This is a genomic window from Vogesella sp. EB (assembly GCF_001037925.1).
Classification (GTDB): domain Bacteria; phylum Pseudomonadota; class Gammaproteobacteria; order Burkholderiales; family Chromobacteriaceae; genus Vogesella; species Vogesella indigofera.
The window spans coordinates 50,734-76,934 of the sequence record NZ_LFDT01000016.1; the positions used below are offsets into that span (position 1 = coordinate 50,734).

General features: G+C 65.6%; 25 protein-coding genes and 1 pseudogene. 14 read left to right on the plus strand and 12 right to left on the minus strand.

Features of this window, described 5'->3' with window-relative positions; all coding sequences use genetic code 11:
* Positions 1–44: 44 nt before the first annotated feature.
* Positions 45–3,446 (minus strand): transcription-repair coupling factor, encoded by a 3,402-nt coding sequence (mfd, locus tag ACG97_RS10725; RefSeq protein ID WP_047967353.1) that lies wholly within the window; start codon positions 3,444–3,446, stop codon positions 45–47.
* Positions 3,447–3,706: 260 nt separating this feature from the next.
* Between mfd and ACG97_RS10730 the strand changes: the two genes are divergently transcribed.
* The 10 genes from ACG97_RS10730 (at position 3,707) to ACG97_RS18055 (ending at position 11,802) form a co-directional block, all read left to right on the plus strand.
* Positions 3,707–6,865 carry an EAL domain-containing protein gene (locus ACG97_RS10730; RefSeq protein WP_238377316.1) on the plus strand — a complete coding sequence of 1,053 codons (3,159 nt, stop codon included), beginning with the start codon at positions 3,707–3,709 and terminating at the stop codon, positions 6,863–6,865.
* A gap of 67 nt (positions 6,866–6,932) precedes the next feature.
* A complete protein-coding gene (gene rlmB / locus ACG97_RS10735) occupies positions 6,933–7,679 on the plus strand; it encodes a 23S rRNA (guanosine(2251)-2'-O)-methyltransferase RlmB (RefSeq protein WP_047967355.1) in 747 nt (248 codons plus the stop codon).
* A gap of 172 nt (positions 7,680–7,851) precedes the next feature.
* Positions 7,852–9,363, plus strand: a complete 1,512-nt coding sequence (locus ACG97_RS10740) for a multicopper oxidase family protein (RefSeq protein WP_047967356.1) — start codon at positions 7,852–7,854, stop codon at positions 9,361–9,363.
* A 3-nt stretch (positions 9,364–9,366) separates the two neighbouring features.
* Positions 9,367–9,669 carry a metal-sensitive transcriptional regulator gene (locus ACG97_RS10745; RefSeq protein WP_047967357.1) on the plus strand — a complete coding sequence of 101 codons (303 nt, stop codon included), beginning with the start codon at positions 9,367–9,369 and terminating at the stop codon, positions 9,667–9,669.
* A gap of 27 nt (positions 9,670–9,696) precedes the next feature.
* Positions 9,697–9,903, plus strand: a complete 207-nt coding sequence (locus tag ACG97_RS10750; protein ID WP_047967358.1) for a heavy-metal-associated domain-containing protein — start codon at positions 9,697–9,699, stop codon at positions 9,901–9,903.
* 148 nt (positions 9,904–10,051) lie between these two features.
* Complete coding sequence (gene rpsF / locus ACG97_RS10755) at positions 10,052–10,429, plus strand: 30S ribosomal protein S6 (RefSeq protein ID WP_047967359.1); 378 nt, start codon at positions 10,052–10,054, stop codon at positions 10,427–10,429.
* Between the two features lie 18 nt (positions 10,430–10,447).
* Positions 10,448–10,747, plus strand: a complete 300-nt coding sequence (gene priB, locus ACG97_RS17275; protein WP_082133736.1) for a primosomal replication protein N — start codon at positions 10,448–10,450, stop codon at positions 10,745–10,747.
* A 4-nt stretch (positions 10,748–10,751) separates the two neighbouring features.
* Positions 10,752–10,979 carry a 30S ribosomal protein S18 gene (gene rpsR / locus ACG97_RS10760; protein WP_047967360.1) on the plus strand — a complete coding sequence of 76 codons (228 nt, stop codon included), beginning with the start codon at positions 10,752–10,754 and terminating at the stop codon, positions 10,977–10,979.
* A gap of 21 nt (positions 10,980–11,000) precedes the next feature.
* Positions 11,001–11,450, plus strand: a complete 450-nt coding sequence (rplI, locus tag ACG97_RS10765) for a 50S ribosomal protein L9 (protein ID WP_047967361.1) — start codon at positions 11,001–11,003, stop codon at positions 11,448–11,450.
* Positions 11,434–11,802, plus strand: coding sequence for a hypothetical protein (locus ACG97_RS18055; RefSeq protein WP_238377317.1), 369 nt, complete (start codon positions 11,434–11,436; stop codon positions 11,800–11,802). Before rplI ends, ACG97_RS18055 begins: the two co-directional genes overlap by 17 nt.
* Positions 11,803–11,888: 86 nt before the next feature.
* Here the strand turns inward: ACG97_RS18055 and ACG97_RS10775 are convergent, their stop codons facing one another.
* The 3 genes from ACG97_RS10775 to ACG97_RS10790 form a co-directional block, all read right to left on the minus strand.
* Positions 11,889–12,290: a hypothetical protein gene (locus ACG97_RS10775; RefSeq protein WP_047967362.1), complete on the minus strand. Its 402-nt coding sequence runs from the start codon at positions 12,288–12,290 to the stop codon at positions 11,889–11,891.
* Between the two features lie 2 nt (positions 12,291–12,292).
* The gene (locus ACG97_RS17280) at positions 12,293–13,351 is read right to left on the minus strand and encodes a GNAT family N-acetyltransferase (protein WP_082133731.1); all 1,059 of its coding nucleotides are present in this window, start codon (positions 13,349–13,351) and stop codon (positions 12,293–12,295) included.
* Between the two features lie 137 nt (positions 13,352–13,488).
* The gene (locus tag ACG97_RS10790) at positions 13,489–16,320 is read right to left on the minus strand and encodes an FAD-binding and (Fe-S)-binding domain-containing protein (RefSeq protein WP_047967363.1); all 2,832 of its coding nucleotides are present in this window, start codon (positions 16,318–16,320) and stop codon (positions 13,489–13,491) included.
* Positions 16,321–16,461: 141 nt separating this feature from the next.
* Between ACG97_RS10790 and ACG97_RS10795 the strand changes: the two genes are divergently transcribed.
* Entirely contained in the window at positions 16,462–17,016 is a 555-nt protein-coding gene (locus tag ACG97_RS10795) for a hydrolase (protein ID WP_047967364.1), read from the plus strand.
* A 550-nt stretch (positions 17,017–17,566) separates the two neighbouring features.
* Here ACG97_RS10795 and ACG97_RS10800 read toward each other — a convergent pair.
* From ACG97_RS10800 to ACG97_RS10835, 8 genes are all read right to left on the minus strand, one after another.
* Positions 17,567–18,001 (minus strand): hypothetical protein, encoded by a 435-nt coding sequence (locus tag ACG97_RS10800; protein ID WP_047967365.1) that lies wholly within the window; start codon positions 17,999–18,001, stop codon positions 17,567–17,569.
* The gene (locus ACG97_RS10805; protein WP_047967366.1) at positions 17,998–18,942 is read right to left on the minus strand and encodes a Nudix family hydrolase; all 945 of its coding nucleotides are present in this window, start codon (positions 18,940–18,942) and stop codon (positions 17,998–18,000) included. The genes ACG97_RS10800 and ACG97_RS10805 overlap by 4 nt, the downstream gene beginning before the upstream one ends.
* A 93-nt stretch (positions 18,943–19,035) precedes the next feature.
* The gene (gene motA, locus ACG97_RS10810; protein ID WP_047967367.1) at positions 19,036–19,896 is read right to left on the minus strand and encodes a flagellar motor stator protein MotA; all 861 of its coding nucleotides are present in this window, start codon (positions 19,894–19,896) and stop codon (positions 19,036–19,038) included.
* A 226-nt stretch (positions 19,897–20,122) separates the two neighbouring features.
* A complete protein-coding gene (locus ACG97_RS10815; RefSeq protein WP_047967368.1) occupies positions 20,123–20,992 on the minus strand; it encodes an ATP-binding protein in 870 nt (289 codons plus the stop codon).
* 14 nt (positions 20,993–21,006) lie between these two features.
* Positions 21,007–21,534: a GNAT family N-acetyltransferase gene (locus ACG97_RS10820; RefSeq protein WP_047967369.1), complete on the minus strand. Its 528-nt coding sequence runs from the start codon at positions 21,532–21,534 to the stop codon at positions 21,007–21,009.
* A gap of 17 nt (positions 21,535–21,551) precedes the next feature.
* Positions 21,552–22,220 carry an HAD family phosphatase gene (locus ACG97_RS10825; RefSeq protein ID WP_047967370.1) on the minus strand — a complete coding sequence of 223 codons (669 nt, stop codon included), beginning with the start codon at positions 22,218–22,220 and terminating at the stop codon, positions 21,552–21,554.
* 6 nt (positions 22,221–22,226) lie between these two features.
* The gene (gene hda, locus ACG97_RS10830; RefSeq protein ID WP_082133732.1) at positions 22,227–22,904 is read right to left on the minus strand and encodes a DnaA regulatory inactivator Hda; all 678 of its coding nucleotides are present in this window, start codon (positions 22,902–22,904) and stop codon (positions 22,227–22,229) included.
* Between the two features lie 21 nt (positions 22,905–22,925).
* Positions 22,926–24,005, minus strand: coding sequence for an AI-2E family transporter (locus ACG97_RS10835; RefSeq protein ID WP_369793041.1), 1,080 nt, complete (start codon positions 24,003–24,005; stop codon positions 22,926–22,928).
* A gap of 87 nt (positions 24,006–24,092) precedes the next feature.
* Between ACG97_RS10835 and purM the strand changes: the two genes are divergently transcribed.
* The 3 genes and pseudogenes from purM to ACG97_RS10850 all read left to right on the plus strand — a co-directional run.
* The gene (purM, locus tag ACG97_RS10840; protein WP_047967372.1) at positions 24,093–25,130 is read left to right on the plus strand and encodes a phosphoribosylformylglycinamidine cyclo-ligase; all 1,038 of its coding nucleotides are present in this window, start codon (positions 24,093–24,095) and stop codon (positions 25,128–25,130) included.
* 159 nt (positions 25,131–25,289) lie between these two features.
* Positions 25,290–25,925: a phosphoribosylglycinamide formyltransferase gene (purN, locus tag ACG97_RS10845; protein ID WP_047967373.1), complete on the plus strand. Its 636-nt coding sequence runs from the start codon at positions 25,290–25,292 to the stop codon at positions 25,923–25,925.
* 2 nt (positions 25,926–25,927) lie between these two features.
* Positions 25,928–26,201: pseudogene (locus tag ACG97_RS10850) on the plus strand (DUF3108 domain-containing protein); the annotation flags it as partial.

A 26,201-nucleotide genomic window follows, 5' to 3' on the forward strand; every position in this document is an offset into this window, starting at 1 on the left:
GTGACAAGGTTGGCCGCAAGGGGCTGCTACACGCCGGTGCCGGCTCAGCCCAGCTCTTTCAGCAGCTCCTTCACCCGCACGATGCGCATCGCCACGTCCGGGATGCTGCTTTCCACGCGCAGCTTGTCCTGGCCGGCCAGCTTGTAGTTACGCTTGGTCTGGATTAGCTGGATGATCTTCATCGGGTCGATGGGCGGGTTCTTGATGAAGGTGAGCTGCAGCGCCACCTCGCTGGCGTCCAGCTTCTGGATGCCGATCACCTTCGCCGCCAGCCGCAGGCGGTGGCTTTCGATCAGCGTCTTCACGCTTTGCGGCGGCAGGCCGAAGCGGTCGATCAGCTCCTCGTGGATGGTGTCGATCTCGTCGTCGGCATCGCAGGTGGCGAGGCGCTTGTAGATGATCAGCCGCTCGTGCACGCCGGGGCAGTACTCGTCCGGCAGCAGCGCCGGGCTGTGCAGGTTGATCTCGGTGGTGACCCCCAGCGGCGCGTCCAGATCCGGCTCGCGCCCCTTTTTCAGGTCGCGCACCGCCTGTTTCAGCATCTCGGTGAACAGGCTGAAACCGACTTCCTGCATCTCGCCGGACTGGCCCTCGCCCAGCACCTCGCCGGCGCCGCGGATTTCCAGGTCGTGCATCGCCAGATAGAAGCCGGCGCCCAGTTCTTCCGAGGCCTGGATCGCTTCCAGCCGTTTCTGCGCGTCGCGGGTCATGCCGTCGCCGGACAGCAGGTAGGCGTAGGCCTGGTGGTGGCTGCGGCCAACCCGGCCGCGCAGCTGGTGCAGCTGGGCGAGGCCGAACTTGTCGGCGCGGTTGATGAGGATGGTGTTGGCGTTGGGAATGTCGATACCGGTCTCGATGATGGTGGAGCACAGCAGCACGTTGAAGCGCTGCTGCAGGAAATCGCGCATCACCTGCTCCAGCTCGCGCTCTCGCAGCTGGCCGTGGGCGACGGCGATGCGCGCCTCCGGCACCAGCTCGGCCAGCTTCTCGCGCATGTTCTCGATGGTGTCGACCTCGTTGTGCAGGAAGAACACCTGCCCGCCGCGCTTGAATTCGCGCAGCATCGCCTCGCGGATGATGCCATTGCTGATCGGGCTGACGAAGGTTTTCACCGCCAGCCGGCGCGACGGCGCGGTGGTGATGGCGGAGAACTCGCGCAGCCCTTCCAGCGCCATCGACAGCGTGCGCGGGATCGGCGTCGCGGTCAGCGTCAGCACGTCGACGTTGGCGCGCAGCCGTTTCAGTTGCTCCTTCTGCCGCACGCCGAAGCGGTGCTCCTCGTCGATGATCACCAGCCCGAGGTTGTGGAAACTGACGTCCGGCTGCACCAGCTTGTGGGTGCCGATCACGATGTCGATGCTGCCGGCAGCCAGGCCTTCCATCGCCTGCTTCACCTCTTTCGCGCTCTTGAAGCGCGACAGCTCGGCGATGCGAACCGGCCAGTCGGCAAAGCGGTCGCTGAAGTTCTGGAAGTGCTGTTCGGCCAAGAGCGTGGTCGGCACCAGCACCGCCACCTGCTTGCCGCCCATCACCGCCACGAAGGCGGCGCGCAGCGCGACTTCGGTCTTGCCGAAGCCGACGTCGCCGCACACCAGGCGGTCCATCGGCCGGCCGCTGGTCATGTCGCCGATCACCGCCTCGATCGCCGCGGCCTGGTCGACGGTTTCCTCGAAGCCGAAGCCGGCGGCGAAGGCATCGTAGTCGTGGTGGCTGAGGGTGAAGGCGTGGCCCTCGCGTGCGGCGCGCTGCGCGTACAGGTTGAGCAGCTCGGCGGCGGTGTCGCGCGCCTTCTCGGCGGCCTTTTTCTTGGCCTTCTCCCACGCCGGGTTGCCCAGCCGGTGCAGCTGCACGTCGTCGCTGGCGCGGCCGGCGTAGCGGCTGATCAGCTGCAGCTGCGCCACCGGCACGTACAGCGTGGCGCCTTCGGCGTACTCCAGCTGCATCATCTCGGTTTCGCCTTCTCCCAGATCGATCGAAACCAGTCCCATGTAGCGGCCGATGCCGTGCGCCTCGTGCACCACCGGATCGCCGACCTTGACCTCGGCCAGGTCGCGCAGCATGGCGTCGGAGCTGGCCGCGCTCTTGCGGCGCTTGCCGTGGCTGCGTGCGATGTGCTGGTACAGCTCGGCCTCGGTGACGATGGCAAGGTTGGCCGCAGCGATTTCAAAGCCGGAGAACAGCGGCGTGGCGGCCAGCGCCAGCTTGTCGTCACCGGTCAGGAATTCAGCCCAGCTGTCCACTGCCCGCGGCTGGATGCCGTTGTCGCGCAGGAACTGGAACAGCGTCTCGCGGCGGCCGAGGCTCTCGGCGGCGATCAGTACCCGGCCGCCGTAGCGGCGCAGGAACAGGTCGAGCTTGGCCAGCGGGTTGTCGGCGCGGCGCTCGACGCCGAGATCGGGCAGCGGCAGGTAGTCGCCCAGCGGCTCGCCGTCGTTGGCCAGCTCGATGCGCGGGTAGGGCTTCAGCGCCCCCATCAGCTCGTCCGGGCGCAGGAACAGCTCGCCCGGCGGCAGCACCGGCCGTTCCGGATTGCCGCCGGCCATGTTGTAGCGACTCTGCGCGTCGCGCCAGAAGCCTTCCGCCTCGGCCAGCACGTCGCCGTGCACGATCACGTTGGCCGCAGTGCCGAGGTAGTCGAACAGCGTGGCGCTGTGCTCGAAGAACAGCGGCAGGTAGTACTCGATGCCGGCCGGCCACAGGTTGGCGGAGACATCCTTGTAGATGCGGCTCTTGCTCGGGTCGCCCTCCATCTTCTCGCGGTAGTGCTGGCGGAAGGCGGTGACGCCGGCCTCGTCGGTGGGGTACTCGCGCGCCGGCAGCAGGCGGATCTCCGGCACCGGGTACAGCGTGCGCTGGGTGTCCGGATCGAAGGTCTTCAGGGTGTCGATCTCGTCATCGAACAGGTCGATGCGGTACGGCAGCGCGCTGCCCATCGGGAACAGGTCGATCAGGCCGCCGCGCAGCGAAAACTCGCCGGGGGCGACCACTTGCGACACGTGCTGGTAGCCGCCGGTGACCAGGTCGGCGCGCAGCTTGTCCACGTCCAGCCGCTGCTTCTGCTTCAGCCAGAAGGTGCGCGACAGCAAAAAGCTGACCGGCGACAGGCGGGTGATGACGGTGGACACCGGCGCGATCACCACGTCGCACTCGCCATTGCGGATTTGCCACAGCGTGGCCAGCCGTTCCGACACCAGGTCGCTGTGCGGCGAGAAGTGGTCGTAGGGCAGCGTTTCCCAGTCCGGCAGCAGGGCAATGCGCAGCTCGGGGCGGAAGAACGGCAGCTCGGCCTGCAGCCGCTGCGCGTCCTGCGCGCTGGCGGTGAGGATCAAAACCGGCTGTCCCGGATGTGGCAGCGCAGCAATGAGCGCGCTGTCGGCACTGCCCGCCGGCCGTGTCAGCCGGGTTCTTTGCCCGCTGGCGGGCCACGATCGCAAAGAGGAGGTCATATCGCTATACATTCGCAAAGAGGCGGGTATTATAGCAACGCCACCGGATGAGGGCCGCGCAAGACGGTCAATCAATATCAATAAAGTCCGGGGCATTACCCGCGTACGTTTTCACTCAGGAAACACTGTTTTCCCGGCCCTTTGCCGGGCGGGCAGGCTATACGCCATCAGCTGATAAGGGTAGGGGAGCAGTGGAGAGACAGACTCGGAACGCCTTGCTGGCGTTCGCCGTTTTCGTGGCCGGCATTTATGCGTGGCCCGTGCAGTTGGCCGCGCCCTTGTTGCCGGCGATGTTCCTGTCGCACGGGGCGCTGGCGTGGCGCGCCGGCAGTGCCGGCCTGCGCGCCGGGCTGGCCTGGTGTGCGCTGGGCGCCGCCGCCGCGTTTTGGCTGTTGCCGCCGCTGCCGGCGCTGCTGTGGAGCGCCACGCTGTGCCTGCCGCTGCTGGTGTTGCGCCAGGTGCTGCCACCGCGCCATTTCCGCCTGTATAGCGCCTTCGGCATTGAGCGCCTGATGCTGCGCCTGTGTCTGCCGGCGCTGTTGATCGTGCTGCCGCTGGCAGTGGCGTCAATGGCGCCGCCGCTGCAGTGGCTGGGCTGGTTTGCGCTGGCGTGGCTGTCGCTGCTGCTGTTCTGCGGTCTGCTGTTCACGCCGGCGCCGAGCAGCGCGATGCAGCTGCGCACGCTGTGGCTGGGCGCGCTGATGGCCGGCGGCTTTGCGCTGCTGTGGTTGCCGTTTGGCCAGCCGCAGCTGCTGTACAGCCTGATCCTGTTGCTGCCGCTGCTGGTGTTCGCCGCGCCGCGCTACGGCAGCGTCGGCCAGAGCGGGCTGCTGGCGCTGGGATTGCTGCTGCTGTCGCTGCCCTTGCGCCTCGGTGTGCCGGGTTGGGCCGTGCTGCACGACACCCAGGCGGCGCTGACCATGGCGCTGTGCGCCGGCCTGCTGTGCGGCGTGGCGGTGATGGGCGATCTCTACCGTCGCCGCGAACGCCTGCTGCGCGACGTGCGCGCGCAGTTCGAATCCCTGCTCAACCAGAGCACCAGCCTGATGACGCTGAAGGACACCAACGGCCGCTACCTGCTGGTGAACCTCAACTTTGCCCGCCTGTTCGGCCTGCCGGCCGAGCACTTCAAGGGCAAGACCTCGCGCGACGTGTTCGACGCCGACGAGGCGGCCCGCATCAACAGTCATGATCAGCAGGTGATGCACAGCCTGGAGTCGCGCCAGTTCGAGCAGCGCATCAGCAGCGGCGGCAAGCACTACCTGATGCTGTCCAGCGTGTTCCCGCTGTTCGACAGCGACGGCCTGCCGGCCGGCGTCGGCAGCATCTCGGTCGATATCAGCCAGCGCGAGGAAGAAGAGCGCCAGCGCCACGAGGCGATGGAGAAATACCGCGCGGTGGTGGAGCAGTCGCTGATCGGCATCTACATCGTGCAGGGCGACACCCTGGTCTACGTCAATCCCAAGCTGTCCGACCTGGTCGGCTACGCGGCGGAGGACTTGCTCGGCCGCTCGATCACCTCGGTGCTGGTGGCCGGCGAGGACGAGCGCATCCGCCAGCAGATCCGCCGCCGCATGCGCGAGAACATCCTGGTGATGCACTACACCACGCGGCTGCTGCACCAGAGCGGCGACATCGTCGATGTCGAGATCCACAGCCGGCTGTTCGACTACCAGGGCAAGAAGGCGATCATCGGCGTGGTGATGGACATTTCCGAGCGCGTGGCGGCCAGCGCCGAGCTGAGGTTGGCCGCAACGGTATTCGACAACGCCACCGAAGGCATCCTGGTCACCGACGGCGACGGCGCGGTGGTGATGGTCAACAAGGCCTTTACCCGCATCACCGGCTTTGCGTCCGACGAGGCCATCGGCCGCACCTCGCGCATGCTGAAAACCGCCAACCGCGAGCGCAACAAGCCGCTGATCGACGCCCTCAACCAGCAGGGCTTCTGGAAGGGCGAGATGTTCGACCGCCGCAAGTGCGGCGAGCCGTACACCGCCGAGCTGTCGATCAGCGCGGTGCGCGACGGTCACGGCGCGCTGTCGCACTACGTCGGCGTGTTCTCCGACATCACCGGCCGCAAGCAGGCGGAAGACCGGCTGCAGTTCCTCGCCAGCCACGACCCGCTGACGCGGCTGCCGAACCGCTCGGCGCTGATCGAGGCGCTGGACAGCGCCATCGCCAGCCCGGACGAGGCGCTGCCGACCATGGCGCTGATGTTCATCGACCTCGACCGTTTCAAGCTGATCAACGACTCCTTCGGCCACCAGGCCGGCGACGAGGTGCTGCACGAGATCGCGGCGCGCCTGCTGCAGGCGGCGGAGCGTTTCGGCATGGTGGCGCGCCTCGGCGGCGACGAATTCACCCTGCTGGTGCGCGATTTCGACAACCACGAGACGCTGGCACGGATGGCGGAAGAGGTGCTGCACGCGCTGGCGCGGCCGATGCGGGTGGAAAGCCACGAGGTATTCGTCAGCGGCAGCATCGGCATCAGCGTCTACCCCAACGACGGTGTCGACGCCGTCGCACTGCTGAAGAATGCCGACGCCGCGATGTACCGTGCCAAGGAAGCCGGCAAGAACACCTACCAGTTCTTCGACGCGCAGATGAATGCGCAGACCTTCGAGCGGCTGCTGATGGAAAGCGGCCTGCGCCAGGCGCTGGAGCGCGGCGAGTTCGAGCTGCACTACCAGCCACAGGTGGCCGGCGACGATCACCAGTTGCTCGGGGTCGAGGCGCTGATCCGCTGGCGCCATCCGCATCTGGGGCTGGTGTCGCCGGCGCGCTTCATCCCGCTGGCGGAGGAAACCGGGCTGATCAAGCCGATCGGCGCCTGGGTGCTGCGCGAGGCCTGTCGCCAGATGATGGCGTGGGATGCGCAGGGGCTGGCCATTCCGCGGCTGGCGGTCAACCTGTCGGCGCGCCAGTTCGAACAGCAGAGCCTGCTGCACGACGTGGCCGAGGTGCTGGCCAACACCGGGCTGGAGCCGGCGCGGCTGGATCTGGAAATTACCGAGAGCATGCTGATGCAGAATCCGCAGGAAGCGGTGCTGCTGCTGGGCGAGCTGAAGGCGCTGGGGGTGAAGCTGTCGATCGACGACTTCGGCACCGGCTACTCTTCGTTGTCTAACCTGAAGCGCTTCCCGCTGGACTATCTGAAGATCGACCGCTCCTTCATCGAGGGCCTGCCCGGCGACGAGGACAGTGCCGCCATCACCGAGGCCATCATCGCCATGGCGCGCAAGCTGCACTACACCGTGATCGCCGAAGGCGTGGAGACCGCGGAGCAGGGCGCCTTCCTGCGCCTCAACGGCTGTGCCATCCTGCAGGGCTACTACTTCAGCAAGCCGCTGCCGGCGGCCAACCTTGCCGGCTGGCTGCTCAAGCACCAGCAGCGCTGCCAGGCCAGTCTGGCCTGAGCACGGCTGTCATGCGCGGGCGAATAAAGCGCTACAATGCGCGCTTGATTTTTACTGGTGATGCCTCATGAGCAACAAGAAACTCATTCACGGCTTCCATGCCGTCAATGCCCGCCTGTGGCAAAACCCGAAAAGCGTACTGGAAATCTTTCTGGCCGGCGGCCGTCAGGACGTGCGCGCGCAGGCGGTGCTGGAGAAAGCCGCCGCCGAGGGCGTGAAAGCGCACATCGTCGACAAGGAACGCCTGGACAGCATGACCGGCAAGGCGCGCCATCAGGGCGTGGTGGCGATGATCGACGCCAACCAGAACTTCGTCACCCTCGACGACGTGCTGGAAAACCTGTCCGAGCCGCCGCTGCTGCTGATCCTTGACGGCGTCACCGACCCGCACAACCTCGGCGCCTGCCTGCGCGTGGCCGACGCGATGGGCGCGCACGCGGTGATCGCGCCGAAGGACCGCTCCGCGACGCTGAACGCGACGGTATCGAAAGTAGCCTGCGGCGCCGCCGAGGTGGTGCCCTACATCACCGTCACCAACCTCGCGCGCACGTTGCGCGACCTGAAGGACGCCGGGGTGTGGATCGCCGGCACCGACATGGAAGGCAGCACCGACCTGTACCACTTCGACGGCAGCGGCCCGCTGGCGTGGGTGATGGGGGCCGAGGGCGAGGGCATGCGCCGCCTGACGCGCGAACACTGCGACGTGCTGGTGTCGATCCCGATGTTCGGCACCGTCGAGAGCCTGAACGTGTCGGTGTCCGCCGGCATGGTGCTCAGCGAAAGCCGCCGCCAGCGGGTGCTGAAGGCGTCGTAAGCCGCGCGCCGCGCGTGACAAGGTTGGCCGCAACGTGCAAGCGTTGCGGCTTTTTTATTGCCTTGTCTTGCATGCTGGTCTGCCGCACGCCCGAACTTGTCGCCGCGCGCACGGTCATTGCCTATATACCTTATGGGGGTATAAGATAGTGGCCATTGAACAGGAGCCAGTCATGGAGCGTCGCTTTTTCCTGCGGGCCGGCAGTGTGCTGGCCGGCCTGCCGTTTGTCAGCCGTGGCGCGTGGGCCGACAGTACCGCGCCCGATCACGCCGCCGTGGATCACGCCGCCATGGGCCACAGCATGGCGCCAGCCGCCGCCGCCAGGAGCGGCAGCGGCCCGAGCCTGCCGCGCGGCGAGCCGTTGCCGGCCTTGCAGCCGCTGGCCAACCAGGCTGCCGTTGCCGGGCAGTTTTCCGGCCGTCTGCGCGCCGCACCGGTATCGGTGGCCTTGTGGGGTGACCAGCGCCGCACTGCGTTCTGGGCTTACAACGACAGCGTGCCCGGCCCGCTGCTGGAGCTGTGGGAGGGCGATGAAGTCGAGCTTGCCTTCGACAACCGGCTGCCGCAGCCGACCACCATCCACTGGCACGGCATGCCGGTGCCGCCGGCGCAGGACGGCAACCCGCACGACCCGGTGCCACCCGGCGGCAGCCGCCACTATCGCTTCCGCCTGCCGGACGATTGCGCCGGCAGCTACTGGTATCACCCGCATCCGCACGGCCATACCGCGGAACAGGCCTACCGCGGCCTGGCCGGCGCCGTCATCATCCGCAGCAAGCGCGATCCGCTGCGCCACCTGCCGGAAAAACACCTGCTGCTGTCCGATCTCAAGCTGGACGACAACGGCCAGATTGCGGCCAACGACATGGCCGATCTGCACGACGGCCGCGAAGGCCAGTTCCTGCTGATCAACGGTGCGTGGCAGCCGCAGATCGCGCTGGGCCGCGGCGAGCGCCAGCGCTGGCGCATCTGGAACGCCAGCAGCAGCCGCATCATCAAGCTGGCGCTGCCGGCGCACGAGCTGCAGCTGGTCGGCAGCGACGGCGGCCTGCTGGCCGCGCCGCGCGACATCGACAGCCTGCTGCTGTCGCCGGGTGAACGCGCCGAAGTGGTGGTCACCGGCCGTTTTCACGCCGGCAAGCCGGCCGGCCTCATCAGTCAGCCCTATGTGCGCGGCAAGCGCATGCACGCGGAACAGACGCAGGACGAGACGCTAGCCAGCGTCGTCGAGCATGGCATGCGGCCAACCCTGGCGCTGCCGGCCACGCTGCGAGACATCGCGCCGCTGGGTACGCCCGGCCACCGCCGCCGCATCGTGCTGTCGGAAAACATGGCCGATGCCCGCGCGCCGTTCCTGATCAACGGCCGCAGCTACGACATGCACCGCATCGACGGCACCGGCGAGGTTGGCCGCATCGAGGAGTGGGAAGTGGTGGCCGACGCGCACATGGACCATCCCTTCCACCTGCACGGCACCCAGTTCCAGGTGCTGGCACGCAGCGTGGACGGCATCTGGGAAGACGAGCCCTTTCTCGCCTGGCGCGACGTGGTCAACGTGCCGGCCGGCGAGATGGTGCGCTTGCGCTTCGTGCAGGCGCTGCCCGGCCTGCGCATGTATCACTGCCACATCCTGGAGCACGAAGACCAGGGCATGATGGCGCAAATCGATTTTTTGCCGAGGTAAGCCATGGACGACTCTCAACATGACTGCTGCAGCGACAAGCGCGTGGTGCAGCCGGACAAGGCGGCGCTGCTGAAACGGCTGGCGCGGCTGGAAGGGCAGGTGCGCGGCGTGGCCGGCATGATCGACGCCGACCGCTACTGCGTCGACGTGCTGACCCAGATCGCCGCCGCGCGCTCGGCGCTGGACGCGGTGGCGCAGCAGCTGCTGGAAAGCCACCTCAAGGGCTGTGTGTCGCGCGCGGTCAGCGCCGGCAACAGCGACGAGGCCATCGCCGAGGTGATGGCCCTGCTCAAGAAAATGCGTTAACGCACACCATCTGAACTGGAGAACGATATGGCAAACCTGATCCTGACTGTCGACGGCATGACCTGCGGCGGCTGCGCCAACAGCGTCAAGAAGGCGCTGGCCGGCGTGCCCGGTGTGGCCGAGGTGGAGGTCGATCTCGCCAGCAAGCGCGTCAGCGTGCAGCACGACGGCAATGCCGACGAGGGCGCGCTGCGCAGCGCCATCGAAAACGCCGGTTTCGACGTGATCGGCTGAGCGCTTTGCCACAGATGGCATGGCAAAAGCGCGCAATACGTGCCGCGACATTGCAGCACGGCACATAAGTCCGTACAATCTTCAGCTTTTAACCCTTGCCCTTCGCTATTACGCATGACGAAGGGTTTTATAGCCACAAGGAGTTCACATGCGGCACTACGAAATCGTGTTCATCGTCCATCCGGATCAGAGCGAACAGGTTGGCGCCATGGTCGAGCGTTACAAGGGCATGGTCCTGAACGCTGGCGGTCAGATTCACCGTCTGGAAGACTGGGGCCGTCGTCAACTGGCTTACCCGATCCAGAAAGTTCACAAAGCTCACTACGTGCTGATGAACGTTGAATGCGCTACCGAGACTCTGGCTGAAATCGAACACGCCTTCAAGTTCAACGACGCCGTTCTGCGTCACCTGACCATCAAGATGAATCACGCTATCACCGAAGCATCCCCGATGATGAAGGACGAAAAGGCGAAGAGCTTGCTGGAAAACCAGGCAGCTGCAGCCGAGGCTGAAGTTTCTGCCTAATTGGCAGGTAACGGATCCTTGCAGAACCGAATTGAACTGACCGCTACGGTCGAACGCGAAGACTCGCTGAGATGCACGCCCGCCGGCTTGCCGGTGCTGGAAATGTGGCTCAGACATCAATCCCGCCAGAGTGCGGCCAACCTTGAACGTGATGTGGTCTGTGAAATACAGGCCGTGTTGCTGGGGGAGGGCGCCAGAAAGATGGCAGGAAAGATGGCAGGAAATGTGGTGCAGTGCACCGGTTTTCTCAGTCAGCGCAGTTTACGTAATCCCCGGTTGGTTCTGCATATCGAACACGTTGAATTTGTAAAAGGTTAATCAAATGGCACGTCAACTCTTCAAGCGCAAGAAGTTCTGCCGCTTCACCGCGGAAGGCATCAAAGTAATCGACTACAAGTCTGTCGATCTGCTGAAGGACTTCATCGCCGAAAACGGCAAAATCATCCCGGCTCGTATCACCGGCACCAAGGCTGGCTACCAGCGTCAACTGACAGAAGCTATCAAGCGCGCGCGCTTCCTGGCTTTCCTGCCATTCACTGACCAGCACTAAGACCGGGAAAGGACCGACAAGATGCAAATCATTCTGCTCGAACAAGTCGCCAACCTGGGTACCCTGGGTGACGTGGTAAACGTGAAGAACGGCTACGCCCGTAACTTCCTGATCCCGCAAGGCAAAGCCAAGCGTGCAACTGAAGCCAACCTGAAAGAATTCGAAGCTCGCCGTGCCGAGCTGGAAGCCAAACAGGCTGAAATTCTGGCAGACGCCAAAGTCCGCGCTGAAAAACTGAACGAAGCTACTGTTACCATCGCGCAAAAAGCCGGTGTTGACGGTCGCCTGTTCGGCTCCGTGACCAACGTTGACATCGCTGAAGCGGTTACTGCTTCCGGCGTTGCCATCAAGCGTTTCGAAGTTCGTCTGCCAAACGGCCAGCTGAAGGCCATCGGCGAGTACGACGTTGAAATCGCTCTGCACCACGACGTTGTGGTTGCGATCAAGGTTGTGGTTGTTCCTGCCGTTTAAGCAAGACAGCACTGCCCGCAACACAGAAAAGCCGCCCTCGGGCGGCTTTTTTCATGGCCGCCTGCCGGCGAAGCCGTGTTATGTCGCATTGCACAACGTCAATGTCCTGTTCTCGAACGCCCGTTTGCCTGTGTTGGCGCATAATGCCAACAGATCAATGGAGGGCGCGATGATGGAACTGGTAATTGCTGCAGTATTGTTATTATTTTTTGTTTTTCCGCTGTTTGGTGGCGTGCTGGCCTTTGTCAGCGGCGCGATCCGGCCGCGTTTTCACGGTGGCAAGGTGCTGTCCGGCTGGCATCCGCTGAACCCGTACTACAAGCTGTCGCCGTATCACTTCGGCAAACGCTAGACCGATACCGTCTGCTGCAGAATGGCCCCGCCCGCGCGGGGCTTTTGTTTTGCGGCCAACGTTGGCCGCAGTCACCGCCGACCGTATCAATCCCGTTGCCCGTCCCCCAGCCGGCGCGCTTCCACCTCGAACGGGTTGTCCCGGTACGGCCGCTTGCCGCGCAGCCACAGCCACAGGCTGGCGGCGGGGTAGGCCAGCAACAGCAGCACGCCCCAGCGCTGGTACTGGCGCACATGCACCTGTTCGTGTGCGCGCAGCCGTGCCAGCAGCTGCCTGTTCTGGCCGATGATCACGTGGCCGAAGGTGATGGCGGCAAACGGCAGGCGTCGCACTTTGTCATCCGGCCACAGCGCGATTTCCAGCGCGCCGTGCTGCCGGCTGGCACGAGCGCCGCACAGCAGCAGCGGCAAGGCCAGCAACAGGCCTAGCAGTGAGCAGGGTGCCGCCCATAGATAGGCGGCGAGGCGACGCAGGCTGCGCGTGCGCATGGCTACTTGACTGCCCGCGCCATCAGCAGGCTGTCGTGATAGCCGCCATGGCGCAGGCTGTCGCCGCGCAGCGTGGCTTCGCGGGCAAAGCCGTATTTTTCATACAGCGCGATGGCCGGCGCGTTGTCGCAGAACACTTTCAGCTGCAGCCGGCGATAGGGCAGGTAGTCGCTGACCTGCCCCAGCAGCGCCTGCAGCAGCGCACTGCCCACGCCCTGGCCGTGCTGCGCCGGGTGCACGATGATGCCCAGCTCGGCGATGTGGCCCAACCGCGGGTTGTCGCTGGGTTGCCAGATGGCGGCATTACCGACGATGCTGCCATCCGCCGCTTCCGCCACCAGGCTGTACTTGCAGTCGCTCAGGCGCTGCCGCCAGGCGTTTTCGTCCGGGTAGGGCAGCTGCAGGGTATTGGCCTGCACGCTATCGTGCGCCATCAGCGCGGCCACGCCGGCTGCGTCGTCCAGCTCGCTGTGGCGCAGGTGGAACAGCTGGCGCGGTCTGTCCTGCCGCGGTGCGGGCCGGGTGGCGGGTTCGGCGGGCCTGGTGCTGGCCGCATGCTCGCCGGGGCGAAAGCGCAAGCGCGCCATCAGCACCGCATCCTGGTACACGCCTTCACGCAGGTTGAAGCCGCGTGCCACGCCCTCGTGCTCGAAACCGTAGCGTTCATACAGCGCGATGGCGCCGTGGTTGTCGTGCACCGCATCCAGCTCAATGCGCTTGAGATCCAGCCAGTTGTCGGCATAGTCCAGCAGCGCGCGCATGAGTGCACCGCCCACGCCCTTGCCTTGCCAGTCGTCGCGCACCATCAGGAACAGCAGCGCTGTATTGCGGCGCCGTGGTGGGATGGCCAGATGCAGGCCGCCGCAGCCCACCAGTTCGCCATCCGGCGTGCAGGCCACCAGCGCGTGGATATGAGGCGGGAAGTTGTCCAGTAATTGCTGCACGCTGGCCAGCGACTGGAACGGCTGCTGCAGGGTATTGCGCACCACGCCGGGGCTGGTACGCAGGCGGTGCAGGGCGGCGGCATCGGTCGGGGCGAGGCGGCGGATCTGGTAGTGCATGGGCGGCTTTCGCGATTACCGGGCGCGACAGCGGTTGGCCGCACCCAAGGTAGCCACCATGCCATGAGGATGGGCGTGGTGACAACTGCCCGTGCGGCCAACGTTGCGGGCGGCACGGGCAGGCGGGGCGGTGTCGCCTAGCGTCGCGGCTGCGTCGCGCGATCCACCAGCACCATCAGGTGCTGGTAGGGGATGCCGCTGTGGCTGGACAGGCCGATCTCGCAGGTGGCGCTGGTGGAGAAGCCGCCGCCGCAGCCGGCAACCTGTTGTTTCAGCCCGGTCAGCGCACTTTCGTTCAGCTCCGGGTGGCTGAAGCCTTTGTCGCCGGCAAAGCCGCAGCAGGTGATGCCGGCCGGCTCGATCACCGTGCTGGCGCAGCGTCTGGCCAGCGCGTTGAGGGTGGCGGACTGGCCTTTCTTGCGCATCGAGCACACCACGTGCAGCGCCACCGTCTCGTCCTGCGGACTGAACTGCAGGTATTGCGCGGCTTCCTCTTGCACAAACGTGGTCACGTCCACAATGCGCAGTCGCTTATCCTGCACCCCGTCCAGCAGCGCCGCGGTGCACACGCCGTTGTCGATCAGCACCGGCCAGCGGCCGTTGTCGCTGGCGGCCAGCAGCGCGGCTTCCACTTCGTTGATTATCTTCTGCGCCGCCTCGCTGGCGCCCTTGGACTTGAATGGCGTGCCGCAGCACAGGTTGGCCAGATTGTCCGGGTACAGCAGCTGGTAGCCGGCCTTGTTCAGCACCGAGGCCACCACTTCGTTCAGCGGCCGCGCGTCCGGTGCCTTGGCGGAAGGCACGAAGGTGCGGGTCAGGCACGACGGCAGGTACACCACCTTGCGCGCGCTGCCGGTCTGGCCAGTGGCCAGCTGCAGCTTGCCGGCGGCACGCGGGAAGTATGGCGTCCAGCGCGGAATCTTGCGGCCAACCACCTTGCGCAGGCCGCGCATGATGGCGCCGGTGGCGGTGTCTCCAGCCACCGCGTGCAGGGTGTCCAGCGCCTTCAGCCCCAGCCTGGCGCCGCTGGCGGCGGTGGCGAAGTTGTCGGCCAGGGTGTTGGCGGTGGCCCAGCCGATGTCGGACAGCTGCGCCTCGCGGATCAGGCTGGTCAGACTGCCGGTGTTGATGCCCACCGGGCAGGCGGTTTCGCACAGCCCGCAAGTGGTACAGGTTTCATCGCCGGCGTACTGGTAGGCGTCGCGCAGCTCGGCCAGCCGCTCACTGTCGCCCTGTTTTTCCAGCAGCGCCATCTCGCGGTTGGCGACGATGCGCTGGCGCGGGGTGAGGGTGATGGCGCGGCTGGGGCACATCACCTCGCAGAAGCCGCATTCGATGCACTTGTCGATCAGCGGGTTGGCCGCCGGGATCGGCTTCAGGTCGCGCACGTGCAGCTGTTTGTCGTGGGTGATGATCACGTCCGGGTTGAGGATGCCCTGCGGGTCGAACAGCGCCTTGATCTCCTGCATCAGGCGATAGGCGGTGGCGCCCCATTCCAGCTCCACGAACGGCGCCATATTGCGGCCGGTGCCGTGCTCGGCCTTCAGCGCGCCTTCGTATTCCACCGCCACCAGCTGGCACACCGCGTCAATAAACGCCTCGTAGCGGGCGATTTCCTCCGCACCGCTGAAGTTGGGGGTGAACACGAAGTGCAGGTTGCCTTCCAGTGCGTGGCCGAAAATGATCGCCTCGTCGTAGTGGAACTGCTTGAACAGCGCCTGCAGCTTCAGCGTGCCCTCGGCCAGATGCTCGATCGGGAAGGCGACGTCCTCGATGATCACCGTGGTCTCGGCGGCGCGCATCGCTCCCACGCTGGGGAACATGCCCTTGCGGATGTTCCAGTACTGGGTGTACTCGGCCACGTCGCTGGTGAAGCGGATGCCGGTTTCGGTGGCGATGTGCTGGATAAAGCCGCTGATGGCCGCCACGTTGGCCGCAATCGCCTCCGGGCTGGCGGCGCGGGTTTCCATCAGGATGGCGGCGGCGTCCGGCCCCAGCGTCTTGATGAACTCCGGCACCCCGGCCTTATTCTCCACCGATTTCAGGCTGGCACGGTCCAGCAGCTCGGCGGACGACACCACGTCCTTGTGCTGCGCCAGGATGGCAATCGCGTCGCAGGCGGCCTTGATGCTGTCGTAGAACACCAGCGCCGATGCCTTGTGCGGGTGTTCCACCACGCTGTGGTAGGTGACCTCGGACACGAAGGCCAGCGTGCCTTCGCTGCCCACCAGCAGGTGCGTCAGCATCTCCAGCGGGTCGGCAAAATCCAGCAACGCGTTCAGGCTGTAGCCGGTGGTGTTCTTCATCTTGTACTTGCGGCGGATCCTGGCCGCCAGCTCGGCATCGGCCAGTACGCGCTGGCGCAGGGCGGCCAACTGTGCCAGCAGGCCGGCGTGGCTGACGCGGAACGCCGCCACGCTGGCGGCGTCGCCGCTGTCCAGCAGCGTGCCGTCGGCCAGCAGCAGGCGCAGCGACTTCAGCGTCTGGTAGCTGTTCTCGGCGGTGCCGCAGCACATGCCGCTGGAGTTGTTGTTGACGATACCGCCGATCATGGCGGAGTTGATGGTGGCAGGATCCGGGCCGATCTTGCGGCCGTAGGGCAGCAGCGCGGCATTGGCCTCGGCGCCGATCACCCCCGGTTGCAAGCGGATGGCGGCGCCGTCATCCAGCACCTGCAGGCCTTTCCAGCCGTGGCTGGCCACCACCAGGATCGAGTCGCTGACCGCCTGGCCGGACAGCGAGGTACCGGCGGCACGGAAGGTGACCGGCAGCTGCAGGCTAGCTGCTTCGCGCAGGATGGCGCGCACCTCGTCCTCGTTCTCGGTCTTGATGACGATCTTCGGCGTCAGCCGGTAACAGGAGGCATCGGTGCCGTAGGCCAGCGTCGACAGCGGGTCGCTGAACACCCGGCGCGCGGGCAGCACTTCCAGGATGCGTTGATGGAATTCGCGATAGGCACCTTGCAGCATGAGACTCTCCGTGTGGCCGCGGCCGGCCTGTTCTGTTCTGGGTCAGCCCCGATGTTGCCACAACACAAACGCTTTCCCATCAGGGGTTTGCCCTTGTTTATGGCAAGCGGTTAAGCTGTTTGCAGCCATGGAGGAGAAATCATGCTGATCGACAAGGAACGGGCCACCCTGCTGGTGGTGGACATCCAGGAAAAACTGCTGCCGGCGGTGCTGGATGCCGAGGGGATGCTGGCGCGCTGCCGCTGGCTGATTGCGGCGGCACACGATGTCGGGCTGCCGGTGGTGTTTTCCGAGCAGTATCCGCAGGGGCTGGGGCATACCGCGCCGTCGCTGCTGGCGGCGGCGCCGGGTGCCGCGGTGGTGAGCAAGCTGCACTTCTCCTGCGTCGCCAGCCAGTGCCTGCCGCCGGAGCTGCTGCAGCGGCCGCAGGTGGTGGTGTGTGGCATGGAGACCCATGTCTGCGTGCTGCAGACGGTGCTGGAGCTGCTGGCCCACGGCAAGCAGGTGTTCGTGGTAGCGGACGCGGTGTCCAGCCGAAGCCAGATCGACCGCGACGTCGGCCTGCAGCGCATGCGCGATGCCGGCGCGGTGCTGGTGACGCGCGAGATGGTGCTGTTCGAGGCGCTGCAGGTGTCCGGCACCGAGCTGTTCCGCCAGATGAGCAAGCGCTACCTGGTGGGCGAGCAGCCATCCTGAGGGTGCGCTGCCGCCCGGTGTGGCGGCGGCCCCAAAAAGGAAAAGGTTGGCCGCAATCGCTTGCGGCCAACCTTGCCTTGTTGAGATGACGGCTGAGCCGTTCTGGTTCTCCCTCTATCTAACCTTGCACGTCGTCGTGCCGACGCCGCGTGACTATCCGGAAAAGAAGCCCCGAATTGGCGCATTGCACCAATTCGGGTGGCTTTGCTGCACCACTATTGTGCAAAAAAACTTCGTCAACCGAGCGTTTGGTCGATCGGACCACGCGATAAACGAAGAACAACACCTGTCGCTCCGTGGAGCAGGGTAGTACTTAGCAAGGGATGTGCCAGCTCAAGGATGCTTGTATGTGGCGGTTATCGCGGATGCCGGCCTGCTGCGGCGATGGCCTGTGAAAAACGGCCCTGGCAGGCGCTTTCCTGCAGGGCCGTTTGCCACGGTAATGCCGCGCAATACCTGTTCCGATGGGCTGTCCGGATCCGCCGTCGCGGTTGCCGCCGGCAGGCCGCGGCGTGTCAGGCCGCCGCGGTAGCAGAACCGGGCGGCGGCGCTAGCTGGCGCGGAAGGCGATGCGGTAGATGTGTCCGTCATGGTGCAGGTCCAGCAGCCAGTCCGCGCTGCCGGTGACGCAGGCCGGCAGCGTGACTTTGGCCTGCCAGTGGCCGCCGCCATCGACGAAGCGGTAGCGGTTGAAGCCCATGTCCATGTCCCGCATCGAGAATTCCGCCGTCGGCGCCTCGCTGCCTTGCTTGCTCAGCGTCAGCGTGAACGGGCTGCGCTGGCGCGGGCCGTCGACAAAGCGCAGCACGCTGCCGTCCGGCAGCGCACAGCCCTGTTGCAGCGCGCTGCAGCTGACGCTGGTGACGGCCGGCGCCGCCGGCTGGCGCTGCTGCAGATACCAGCTGATCAGCGCCACCTTGAGCGCGGCGAACACCAGCAGTGCCAGCGCGATGAACTGCCATTGCCTGCGGCTGAGTGCCTTCATTGCCACGCCCCCCGCATCAGCGCGATGCCGTGCGCGCTATGCTGGCGGGCCGTATCCAGATCCGCCGCCTGCAGACCGCCGATGGCGAAGACCGGCAGCGGGATTTCATCCTGCAGCAGGCGGGCAAAGCCGTCCCAGCCCAGTGCCGCCTGTTGCGGGTGGCTGGCGGTGGGCTGCACGTGGCCGAGCAGCGCGTAGTCGAGGCCGAGTGCCGCGGCACGCGCCAGTTCCGCGCGGCTGTGCGCCGAGGCGCCGACCCAGGCCAGATGCGGCGGCCGCTCGTCCAGTGCGGCCAACCTTTGGCTGCTCAGGTGCAGGCCGTCCACCGGCCAGCCCTTGATCCATGCCGGATCGGTGTTGACCAGCAGCTTGCCGCCCTTGGGGTGGACGATGTCGGCCACTTCGGCGACAAAGTCGGCCAGCTGTTCGCGGCTCTTTTGCGGCTCGCGCACGATGACCCAGCCAGGATTGTCGCGTTGCGCCAACACTTCCAGCGTGTGGTCGCGGCCGCATTCGCCGACGCAGCTGATCTGCAGCACGTCCGGCAGCTGCAGCGAGCGCAGCACCGGGTCGTTGGCCGGCAGCATCGGCGTGACGCTGTGATGGCCCGGTGTCTGCCAGGCAAAGGACTGCCCTTCGTGCGGCTGCGGCGTACCTTGCCACGCCCAGATGCGGAAGAAGCGCAGGTGCACTGAGGCGTGTTCGTAGTGGTGGGTGCGCGTCAGCCACGGCGTGGCGTGGCTGACCCCGATACCCATTTCCTCGCGGAATTCGCGCACCAGCGCGGCCAGCGGTGTTTCGCCGGGCTCGACCTTGCCACCGGGGAATTCCCAGTAGCCGGCGTAGGGTTTGCCGGCCGGCCGGCTGCCGAGCATGAAGCTGCCGTCGGCGTGCATCAGCGCGCCGGCGACAACGGAAATGATAGGTTTGGATTCAGACATGATCGGTATGCCAGACAGGAAGTTGCAATGGGGAACGGCGGCATGCAAAACGCCGCCGCTGACAGGCAGCGGCGGCGCGGCGGGCTAGCCGGATCATTTGGCGCCTTTGACGTGCTGCTCCAGCTCGTTGAACGACGGGCGTTCGGTGGAGTACAGCACCTTGCGGCCGAATTCGATCGCGCTTTGCGGCGCATAGCCTTGCAGGCTGGCCAGCAGCGTGGTCTTGATGCACTGGAATTCCTTGGTGCTGTCCTCGACCTTCTGTTCCAGCAGCGAACCCAGTGGCGACACCACGCCGTAGGCCAGCAGAATGCCGAGGAAGGTGCCGACCAGCGCACTGCCGATCATGCCACCGAGAATGGCCGGCGGCTGGCCGACCGAGCCCATGGTGTTGACCACGCCCAGCACCGCCGCCACGATACCGAAGGCCGGCAGCGCATCGCCCAGCTTGGTCACCGCCGACGCCGGCATCGCCGCCTCGTGGTGGTGGGTTTCGATCTCGTTGTCCATCAGGTTCTCGATCTCGAAGGCGTTGAGGTTGCCGGACACCATGATGCGCAGGTAGTCGGTGAGGAATTCGATCACGTGGTGGTCGTTGGCGATGTTCGGATACTTGCTGAACAGCGGGCTGTCGTGCGGGTGCTCGACGTCGTTCTCGATCGCCATCAGGCCTTCCTTGCGGATCTTGACCATGATCTCGTACAGCAGCGACAGCAGCTCCATGTAGCGTGCCTTGGTGTACTTGGAGCCCTTGAACGCGCCCGGCAGCGCGGCCTTGACCGCTTTCAGCGTCTTGCCCTGGTTGCTGACCACGAAGGCGCCGATGGCGCCGCCCAGAATCGCCAGCATCTCGGTAGGCAGCGCCTTGATGATCACCGTCATGTTCCCGCCGTGAACAATGTAGGCGCCGAAGATACAGCCCAGCGTGATCACATAACCAATGATGACATTCATAAGCAAGACTTCCTGAAATGGGGCGGTGAGGATGGTTGTTCGGCTGCGCACTGGCGCAGGGTCTCGGGCGGCGGCAGCGTGCGGGCCCGCCGGCGCCGGATCGCTGACATGATATTGCATCGCGGCAAGCGCCGTGCATTTTTACCGCGCGGCGCCCGCATTGCGTTGCATACGTCGCGCGGTCCGCGCTCAAGACTAGGGGACAGCCCGGCAATCGGCAAGTGGCTCACTCGGCGCGGCGCTCCTTGCTGCTGCGCCCGGCCCAGTCGCAGGCAAACTGGTATGCCACCCGGCCGGAGCGGCTGCCGCGCAGCTGGCTCCACTGCAGCGCGGCGCGTTCGCTGTGCTTGCCGTGCTTGAGGCCGAAGTGCGCCAGCCAGCCGGCCACGGCGGAAAGATAGGCGTCCTGGTCGAACGGGTAGAACGACAGCCACAGCCCGAAACGGTCGGACAGCGACACTTTTTCCTCGGTGGTTTCGCCGGGATGGATCTCGCCGTCCTTGAGCCAGCCTTCGCGGTTCTCGCTGGCCTTTTCCGGCATCAGGTGACGGCGGTTGGAGGTGGCGTACACCAGAAGGTTGGCCGCACGGCGGCTGAGACCGCCGTCCAGCGCCGATTTCAGCGCCTTGTAGCTGTCTTCGCCTTCCTCGAACGACAGGTCGTCGCAGAACAGGATGAAGCGTTCCGGCCGCGCCGCGACGGCATCGACGATCTGCGCGAGGTCAGGCAGCTGCGCCTTGTCGACCTCGATCACGCGCAGGCCCTGTGCCGCGTACTGGCCCAGCAGCGCCTTGATCAGAGACGATTTGCCGGTGCCGCGCGCGCCGGTGAGCAGCACGTTGTTGGCCGGGCGACCGGCGAGGAATTGTTCGGTGTTGCGTAGCAGGCGCTGCTTCTGGCGTTCGATATGGATCAGCTCGTCCAGCGCCACGCTGTGCGGCTGGTGGATGGCCTCCAGCCAGGCGCTGGCGCCGAGGCGACGCCAGCGGAACGCCGGCGCGCTCCAGTCGGTGGCCGGCACCGCCGGCGGCAGCAGCGGCTCCAGTCGTGCCAGCATCGCTTCGGCGCGGGCGAGAAAGGCTTCGAGTTGGTCCATCAGGCGCCCTCGATTCAGTCGGTCAGGGTTTTGCGCAGCACTTCGATCTGCAGGTCGGCGCGCAGTGGCGTGCCGGCGTTGGCGTCATGCGGGAAGGGCTGGTACTCGCCGGTCTGGTGGTAGCCGCGGCGCAGATAGTAGGCCAGCAGCTCCGGCCGTGCCGACAGCACCGTCATGTGGCAGTAGCTTGCCTGGAAGTGCTGCCGAGCGAACTGTTCGGCGTGGGCCAGCATCTGCTTGCCCAGCCCGCCGGCCTGGATTGCCGGGTCGACCGCCAGCATGCCGATATAGCAGCCGTCGCCGTCCGCGACCACATTGACGCAGGCACACAGCCGCGCCTGCTGCAGCCCCAGCAGGATGTGGGAGTCGTCTTGCGCCAGCGTGAGTCGTACTTGCGCGGCATCGATCCGCGCGCCGGCGACCAGTTCGCTTTCATGCGTCCAGCCGGCCGCGCCGGCGGGCGGGCGGTAGGCACGGTTGACGAGATCGGCGATGGCGTCGGCATCGTCGCTGGTGGCGGTACGGAAAGTGTCGATCGGCATGCTGGCTCCGTGGTGTGTCAGTCGCGCAGGGTGATCACTGGCCAGCCATGGGCTTCGGCGTGCGCCTTCAGGGTGTCGTCGGCATCGACCGCCACCGGGTTGCTGACGATGGACAAGAGCGGCAGGTCGTTGCGCGAGTCACTGTAGAAGAACACCTTGTCGTAGCTGTCCAGCGTTTCGCCGCGTGCGGCCAACCATTCGTTGAGACGGGTGATCTTGCCGGCCTGGAAGCTGGGGGTGCCGCTCGGCTTGCCGGTGAAGTTGCCGCTGTCGTCTTCTTCCAGCTCCACCGCGATCAGGTGTTCCACGCCCAGTTCTCGGGCGATGGGGCCGGTGATGAAGCGGTTGGTGGCGGTGATGATCATTACCTCGTCACCCTGGGCAAAGTGCGCCGCCAGCAGCGCGCGCGCCTTTTGCGGGATGATGGGCTTGATGTGCTCCTCCATGTAAGCGGCGTGCAGGGTGTCCAGCTCGCTGCGCGAGAAGCGGGTCAGCGGCGCCAGCTGGAAGTCGAGGAATTCGTAGATGTCCAGCGTGCCGGCCTTGTACTGCTCGTAGAAGTAGTCGTTCTGCCGCGCGTGGTGCTCGGCGTCGAGGATGCCGCGTTTGATCAGGAATTTCGGCCATTCGCTGTCGGAGTCGCCAATGATCAGGGTGTTGTCCAGGTCAAACAGGGCAAGATTCATGGTGTTTCAGCTTTCGGTAGGGGCGGTTTGTAACACGTTCTTGACCAGCGGCACCGTGATCGGGCGGCGCATGGCCAGCGAGTAGCGGTCGAGCATGTCCAGCATGCCGATCAGGCTGGCCAGGTCGCGGCGCCAGTGGGTGAGCAGGTAACGGAATACGTCGTCGCCGATGGCCAGCTGGCGCTCGGCGGCGTGATGGCGCAGCGCCGCCAGCTTGTCGTCGTCGGACAGCGCCTTGACTTCGAACACCAGGCCCCAGCCGAGGCGGGTGCGCAGGTCGTCGCGTACCGGCGCCTGCATCGGCGGCTGGTGTCCGGCCATCAGCAGGCGGCCTTCGCCGCTTTCCTTCAGCGAGTTGTAGATCGAGAACAGCATGATCTGGTCGTCCGGTGCCAGTTCGTCGACATGGTCGACGGCGATGAAGCTGGCCTCGCGGGCGAAGTCGGGCAGCTGCTCGTGCTTGGCGTCGAGGTAGATCGAGGCGCGGCCGAGCAGCTCGGCGTGGGCGATCCACGCCTGCAGCAGGTGGGTCTTGCCGCAGCCGGGTTCGCCCCACAGGTAGACGAAGCGCTCCCCGCCTTCCGCGGTCAGCGCGGCGATGATTTCGCTGTTGCGCTGGGCAAGAAAGTTGTCAAACCCGGGCAGGGGCGTGGGGCTGAGGTCGAGGACGAGCTGATCCAACATGCGGCAAGGTTCTAAATAGAGTCAGGAATCGATTTTACGCTGATAAAAGCCGCTGTTGAAATAACGCTGCACCAGATAACGCGCCAGCACCACGCTGATGGCCGCCAGCGGCAGGGCCAGCAGCACGCCGACGAAGCCCATCAGCTCGCCGAACGCCATCAGCGCGAAGATCACCGTCACCGGCGACAGGCCGATGCGTTCGCCCACCAGGTAGGGCGTGATCAGGAAACTTTCCAGCGTCTGGCCGACCACGAACACGCTCCACACCAGCACGAGACCGCTGAAGCCGTTGTACTGCAGGATGGCGGCCAGTGTCGCCAGCAGCAGGCCAAGAAAGGCGCCGACATAGGGGATGAACACCAGCAGGCCGGCAACGATGCCGATGGCAAGGCCGGATTCCAGTCCCACCAGCGCCAGGCCGCCGCCGTAGATGATGGCCATCAGCAGCATCACCGACAGCTGGCCGCGCAGGAACTGGCCCAGCACTTCGTCCAGCTCGTGGGCGATGCGGCCAACCTCCGGCGCCCAGCGCCGCGGCACCAGCGTGCCGACGCGCGCCACCATCCGGTCCCAGTCGTGCAGGAAATAGAACAGCAGCACCGGCAGCAGGCTGAGGTTGGCGAGCATGGACAGCAGCAGCGCGCCGCCGTAGCCCAGCTGTGGTGCCAGCTTGGCCAGCAGCTGGCGCAGGTTGCCGGTATTGCTGCTCAGCGTGTGGCGCCAGCTTTGCGTGTCCAGGCTCAGCTTGGTGCCGAGCAGCTGGTTCAGCCACGGCAACGCCTGCTGTTGGATGAAATCCACCATCGCCGGCAGCCGTTCCACCAGCGCATGGCCCTGGCTGACCAGCATCGGGATCACGATCAGCAGCAGCGCGAGGATGGCGAAAAATCCGGCAAACATCACGCAAACAAGCGACAAGATGCGCGATAAGCCGTGTTTTTGCAGGTAATCGACGGCCGGATCGAGGATGTAGGCGAGCACGATGGCGGTGACAAACGGGGTCAGCACCGCGGACAGCCGGTCAAGCAGCCATACCGCGCCGGCGAGGGTAATAGCGACAATCAACCACGGAAGATAGTTTGTGCGGGAGCGTTCCATCAGCTTTTCAGTTAAAATACAGGCGCTTCGGGCCAAGAGCCCGTTTGCCGCAGCAGGAAAACGATCACGTTAGCAGAAAGCGAGTAGACCTTGAATACCACGTCCCTCAGTTACCGCGATGCCGGTGTCGATATTGATGCCGGTGACGCGCTCGTCGAAAACATCAAGCCGTTTGCCAAACGCACCATGCGTCCCGAAGTCCTCGGTGGCCTCGGCGGTTTCGGCGCACTGGTGGAAATCTCCAAGAAATACAAGGAGCCGGTGCTGGTTTCCGGCACGGACGGTGTCGGTACCAAGTTGAAGCTGGCCTTCGACTGGAACCAGCATGATACCGTCGGCATCGACCTGGTGGCCATGAGTGTCAACGACATTCTGGTACAGGGCGCCGAGCCGCTGTTTTTCTTGGACTACTTTGCCTGCGGCAAGCTGGATGTGCCGCAAGCCACCGATGTGATCAAGGGTATTGCCCAGGGTTGCGAACAAGCGGGCTGCGCACTGATCGGCGGTGAAACCGCCGAAATGCCGGGCATGTACCCGGTGGGTGAATACGACCTCGCCGGCTTTGCCGTCGGCGTGGTGGAAAAGAGCAAGGTCATCACCGGTCGCGACATCAAGCCGGGCGACGTCGTGCTCGGCCTGAAATCCAACGGTGTGCACTCCAACGGCTACAGCCTGGTACGTAAGATCATCGATCGCGCGCAGCCGGATCTGGATGCGCCGTTCGAAGGTGACATCACCCTGCGTCAGGCCGTCATCGCGCCGACCCGCATCTACGTCAAGCCGTTGCTGGCGCTGATGGAGAAGCTGACCGTGAAGGGCATGGCCCACATCACCGGTGGCGGCATTACCGAAAACACCCCGCGCGTGCTGCCGGAAAACACCGTGGCACAAATCGATGCCAAGAGCTGGGAGCTGCCGAAGCTGTTCCAGTGGCTGCAGGCCGAAGGCAATGTCGATGCGCAGGAAATGTATCGCACCTTCAACTGCGGTATCGGCATGGTGGTGATCGTGGACGCGGCCGATGCCGACGCCGCAGCCGCTTTCCTGACCGAGCAGGGTGAGACCGTGTCGCGTATCGGGGTGATCCGTGCGCGTAACGGTGACGAGCATCAGACCCAGGTTGCCTGAGCGCCTGAACTGATGTGACCGGCGCCGCTGGCACTGCTGGCGGCGTTTGTCATTTCTCGGGCGCAGCCCGAGCGAGTACTTATTGAATGTGGTCCTGCCCGTGGTGGTGCCCCTGCGCTGGCGCACCGGCTGCCGGCAAGACCTAGCCGAATTGCTGACATGAAAAACATCGTAATCCTGATCTCCGGCCGCGGCTCCAATATGCAGGCCATCGTCGATGCCGACATTCCTGGCGCCCGCATTGCCGCGGTGATCGCCAACCGTCCCGACGCCGCCGGCCTCGCCTGGGCGGCGGCGCGCGGCATCGCCACCGTCGGTCTGGATCACAAGCAGTTTGCCAGCCGCGAGGCGTTCGACGCGCAGCTGGCGGCCGAGATCGACGCCTTCGCCCCCGATCTGGTGGTGCTGGCCGGTTTCATGCGCATTCTAACGCCGGCGTTCACCGCGCGTTACGAGGGGCGGATGCTGAACATTCATCCGTCGCTGCTGCCATCCTTCCCGGGCCTGCATACCCACCAGCGCGCCATCGACATGGGCTGCAAGGTGGCGGGCTGCACCGTGCACTTTGTCACCGCCGAGCTGGACCACGGCCCGATCGTGGCGCAGGCGGTGGTGCCGGTGCTGGATGACGATACCGAGACCACCTTGGCCGCACGCGTGCTGCAGCAGGAACACCGGCTGTATCCGGAAGCGGTGCGCCGCTTCGCCGCCGGCGAGCTGCAGATCCGCAACGGCCGCATCGGCGGTGTCGATGCCGCCGCCGCCGGCCTGGCGCTACAGGTGCCGGTACTCTGAAGATGATGCCCGCGCGGCGGCGCCGGTGGTGGCCGCTATTGCTGGCGCTGCTGCTGTCGTTGCTGCTGCATCTGGCGCTGTTCGGCGGCAGCCTGCTGTCCTTCGACAGTGCCGCGCCGGACGAGGCGCCACTGCGCAAGTTGACGATCTCGCTGCAGGCGATGGCGCCGGCGCAAGACGATGCCTCGGCGCCGGCGGCGGTGGCGCTGGGGATGGTCGCCGCCACCGCGGATGGCGTGGCGGCCGACGCTTCGGCACCGCCGTCGCAGGCGCCGC

Bases quoted from the DNA above. Each gene is read 5' to 3' on its own strand.
- mfd (WP_047967353.1), bottom strand. From the start codon at position 3,446: ATGACCTCCTCTTTGCGATCGTGGCCCGCCAGCGGGCAAAGAACCCGG.
- rlmB (WP_047967355.1), top strand. From the start codon at position 6,933: ATGAGCAACAAGAAACTCATTCACGGCTTCCATGCCGTCAATGCCCGC.
- ACG97_RS10740 (WP_047967356.1), top strand. From the start codon at position 7,852: ATGGAGCGTCGCTTTTTCCTGCGGGCCGGCAGTGTGCTGGCCGGCCTG.
- ACG97_RS10745 (WP_047967357.1), top strand. From the start codon at position 9,367: ATGGACGACTCTCAACATGACTGCTGCAGCGACAAGCGCGTGGTGCAG.
- ACG97_RS10750 (WP_047967358.1), top strand. From the start codon at position 9,697: ATGGCAAACCTGATCCTGACTGTCGACGGCATGACCTGCGGCGGCTGC.
- rpsF (WP_047967359.1), top strand. From the start codon at position 10,052: ATGCGGCACTACGAAATCGTGTTCATCGTCCATCCGGATCAGAGCGAA.
- rpsR (WP_047967360.1), top strand. From the start codon at position 10,752: ATGGCACGTCAACTCTTCAAGCGCAAGAAGTTCTGCCGCTTCACCGCG.
- rplI (WP_047967361.1), top strand. From the start codon at position 11,001: ATGCAAATCATTCTGCTCGAACAAGTCGCCAACCTGGGTACCCTGGGT.
- ACG97_RS10775 (WP_047967362.1), bottom strand. From the start codon at position 12,290: ATGCGCACGCGCAGCCTGCGTCGCCTCGCCGCCTATCTATGGGCGGCA.
- ACG97_RS17280 (WP_082133731.1), bottom strand. From the start codon at position 13,351: ATGCACTACCAGATCCGCCGCCTCGCCCCGACCGATGCCGCCGCCCTG.
- ACG97_RS10790 (WP_047967363.1), bottom strand. From the start codon at position 16,320: ATGCTGCAAGGTGCCTATCGCGAATTCCATCAACGCATCCTGGAAGTG.
- ACG97_RS10795 (WP_047967364.1), top strand. From the start codon at position 16,462: ATGCTGATCGACAAGGAACGGGCCACCCTGCTGGTGGTGGACATCCAG.
- ACG97_RS10800 (WP_047967365.1), bottom strand. From the start codon at position 18,001: ATGAAGGCACTCAGCCGCAGGCAATGGCAGTTCATCGCGCTGGCACTG.
- ACG97_RS10805 (WP_047967366.1), bottom strand. From the start codon at position 18,942: ATGTCTGAATCCAAACCTATCATTTCCGTTGTCGCCGGCGCGCTGATG.
- motA (WP_047967367.1), bottom strand. From the start codon at position 19,896: ATGAATGTCATCATTGGTTATGTGATCACGCTGGGCTGTATCTTCGGC.
- ACG97_RS10815 (WP_047967368.1), bottom strand. From the start codon at position 20,992: ATGGACCAACTCGAAGCCTTTCTCGCCCGCGCCGAAGCGATGCTGGCA.
- ACG97_RS10820 (WP_047967369.1), bottom strand. From the start codon at position 21,534: ATGCCGATCGACACTTTCCGTACCGCCACCAGCGACGATGCCGACGCC.
- ACG97_RS10825 (WP_047967370.1), bottom strand. From the start codon at position 22,220: ATGAATCTTGCCCTGTTTGACCTGGACAACACCCTGATCATTGGCGAC.
- hda (WP_082133732.1), bottom strand. From the start codon at position 22,904: ATGTTGGATCAGCTCGTCCTCGACCTCAGCCCCACGCCCCTGCCCGGG.
- purN (WP_047967373.1), top strand. From the start codon at position 25,290: ATGAAAAACATCGTAATCCTGATCTCCGGCCGCGGCTCCAATATGCAG.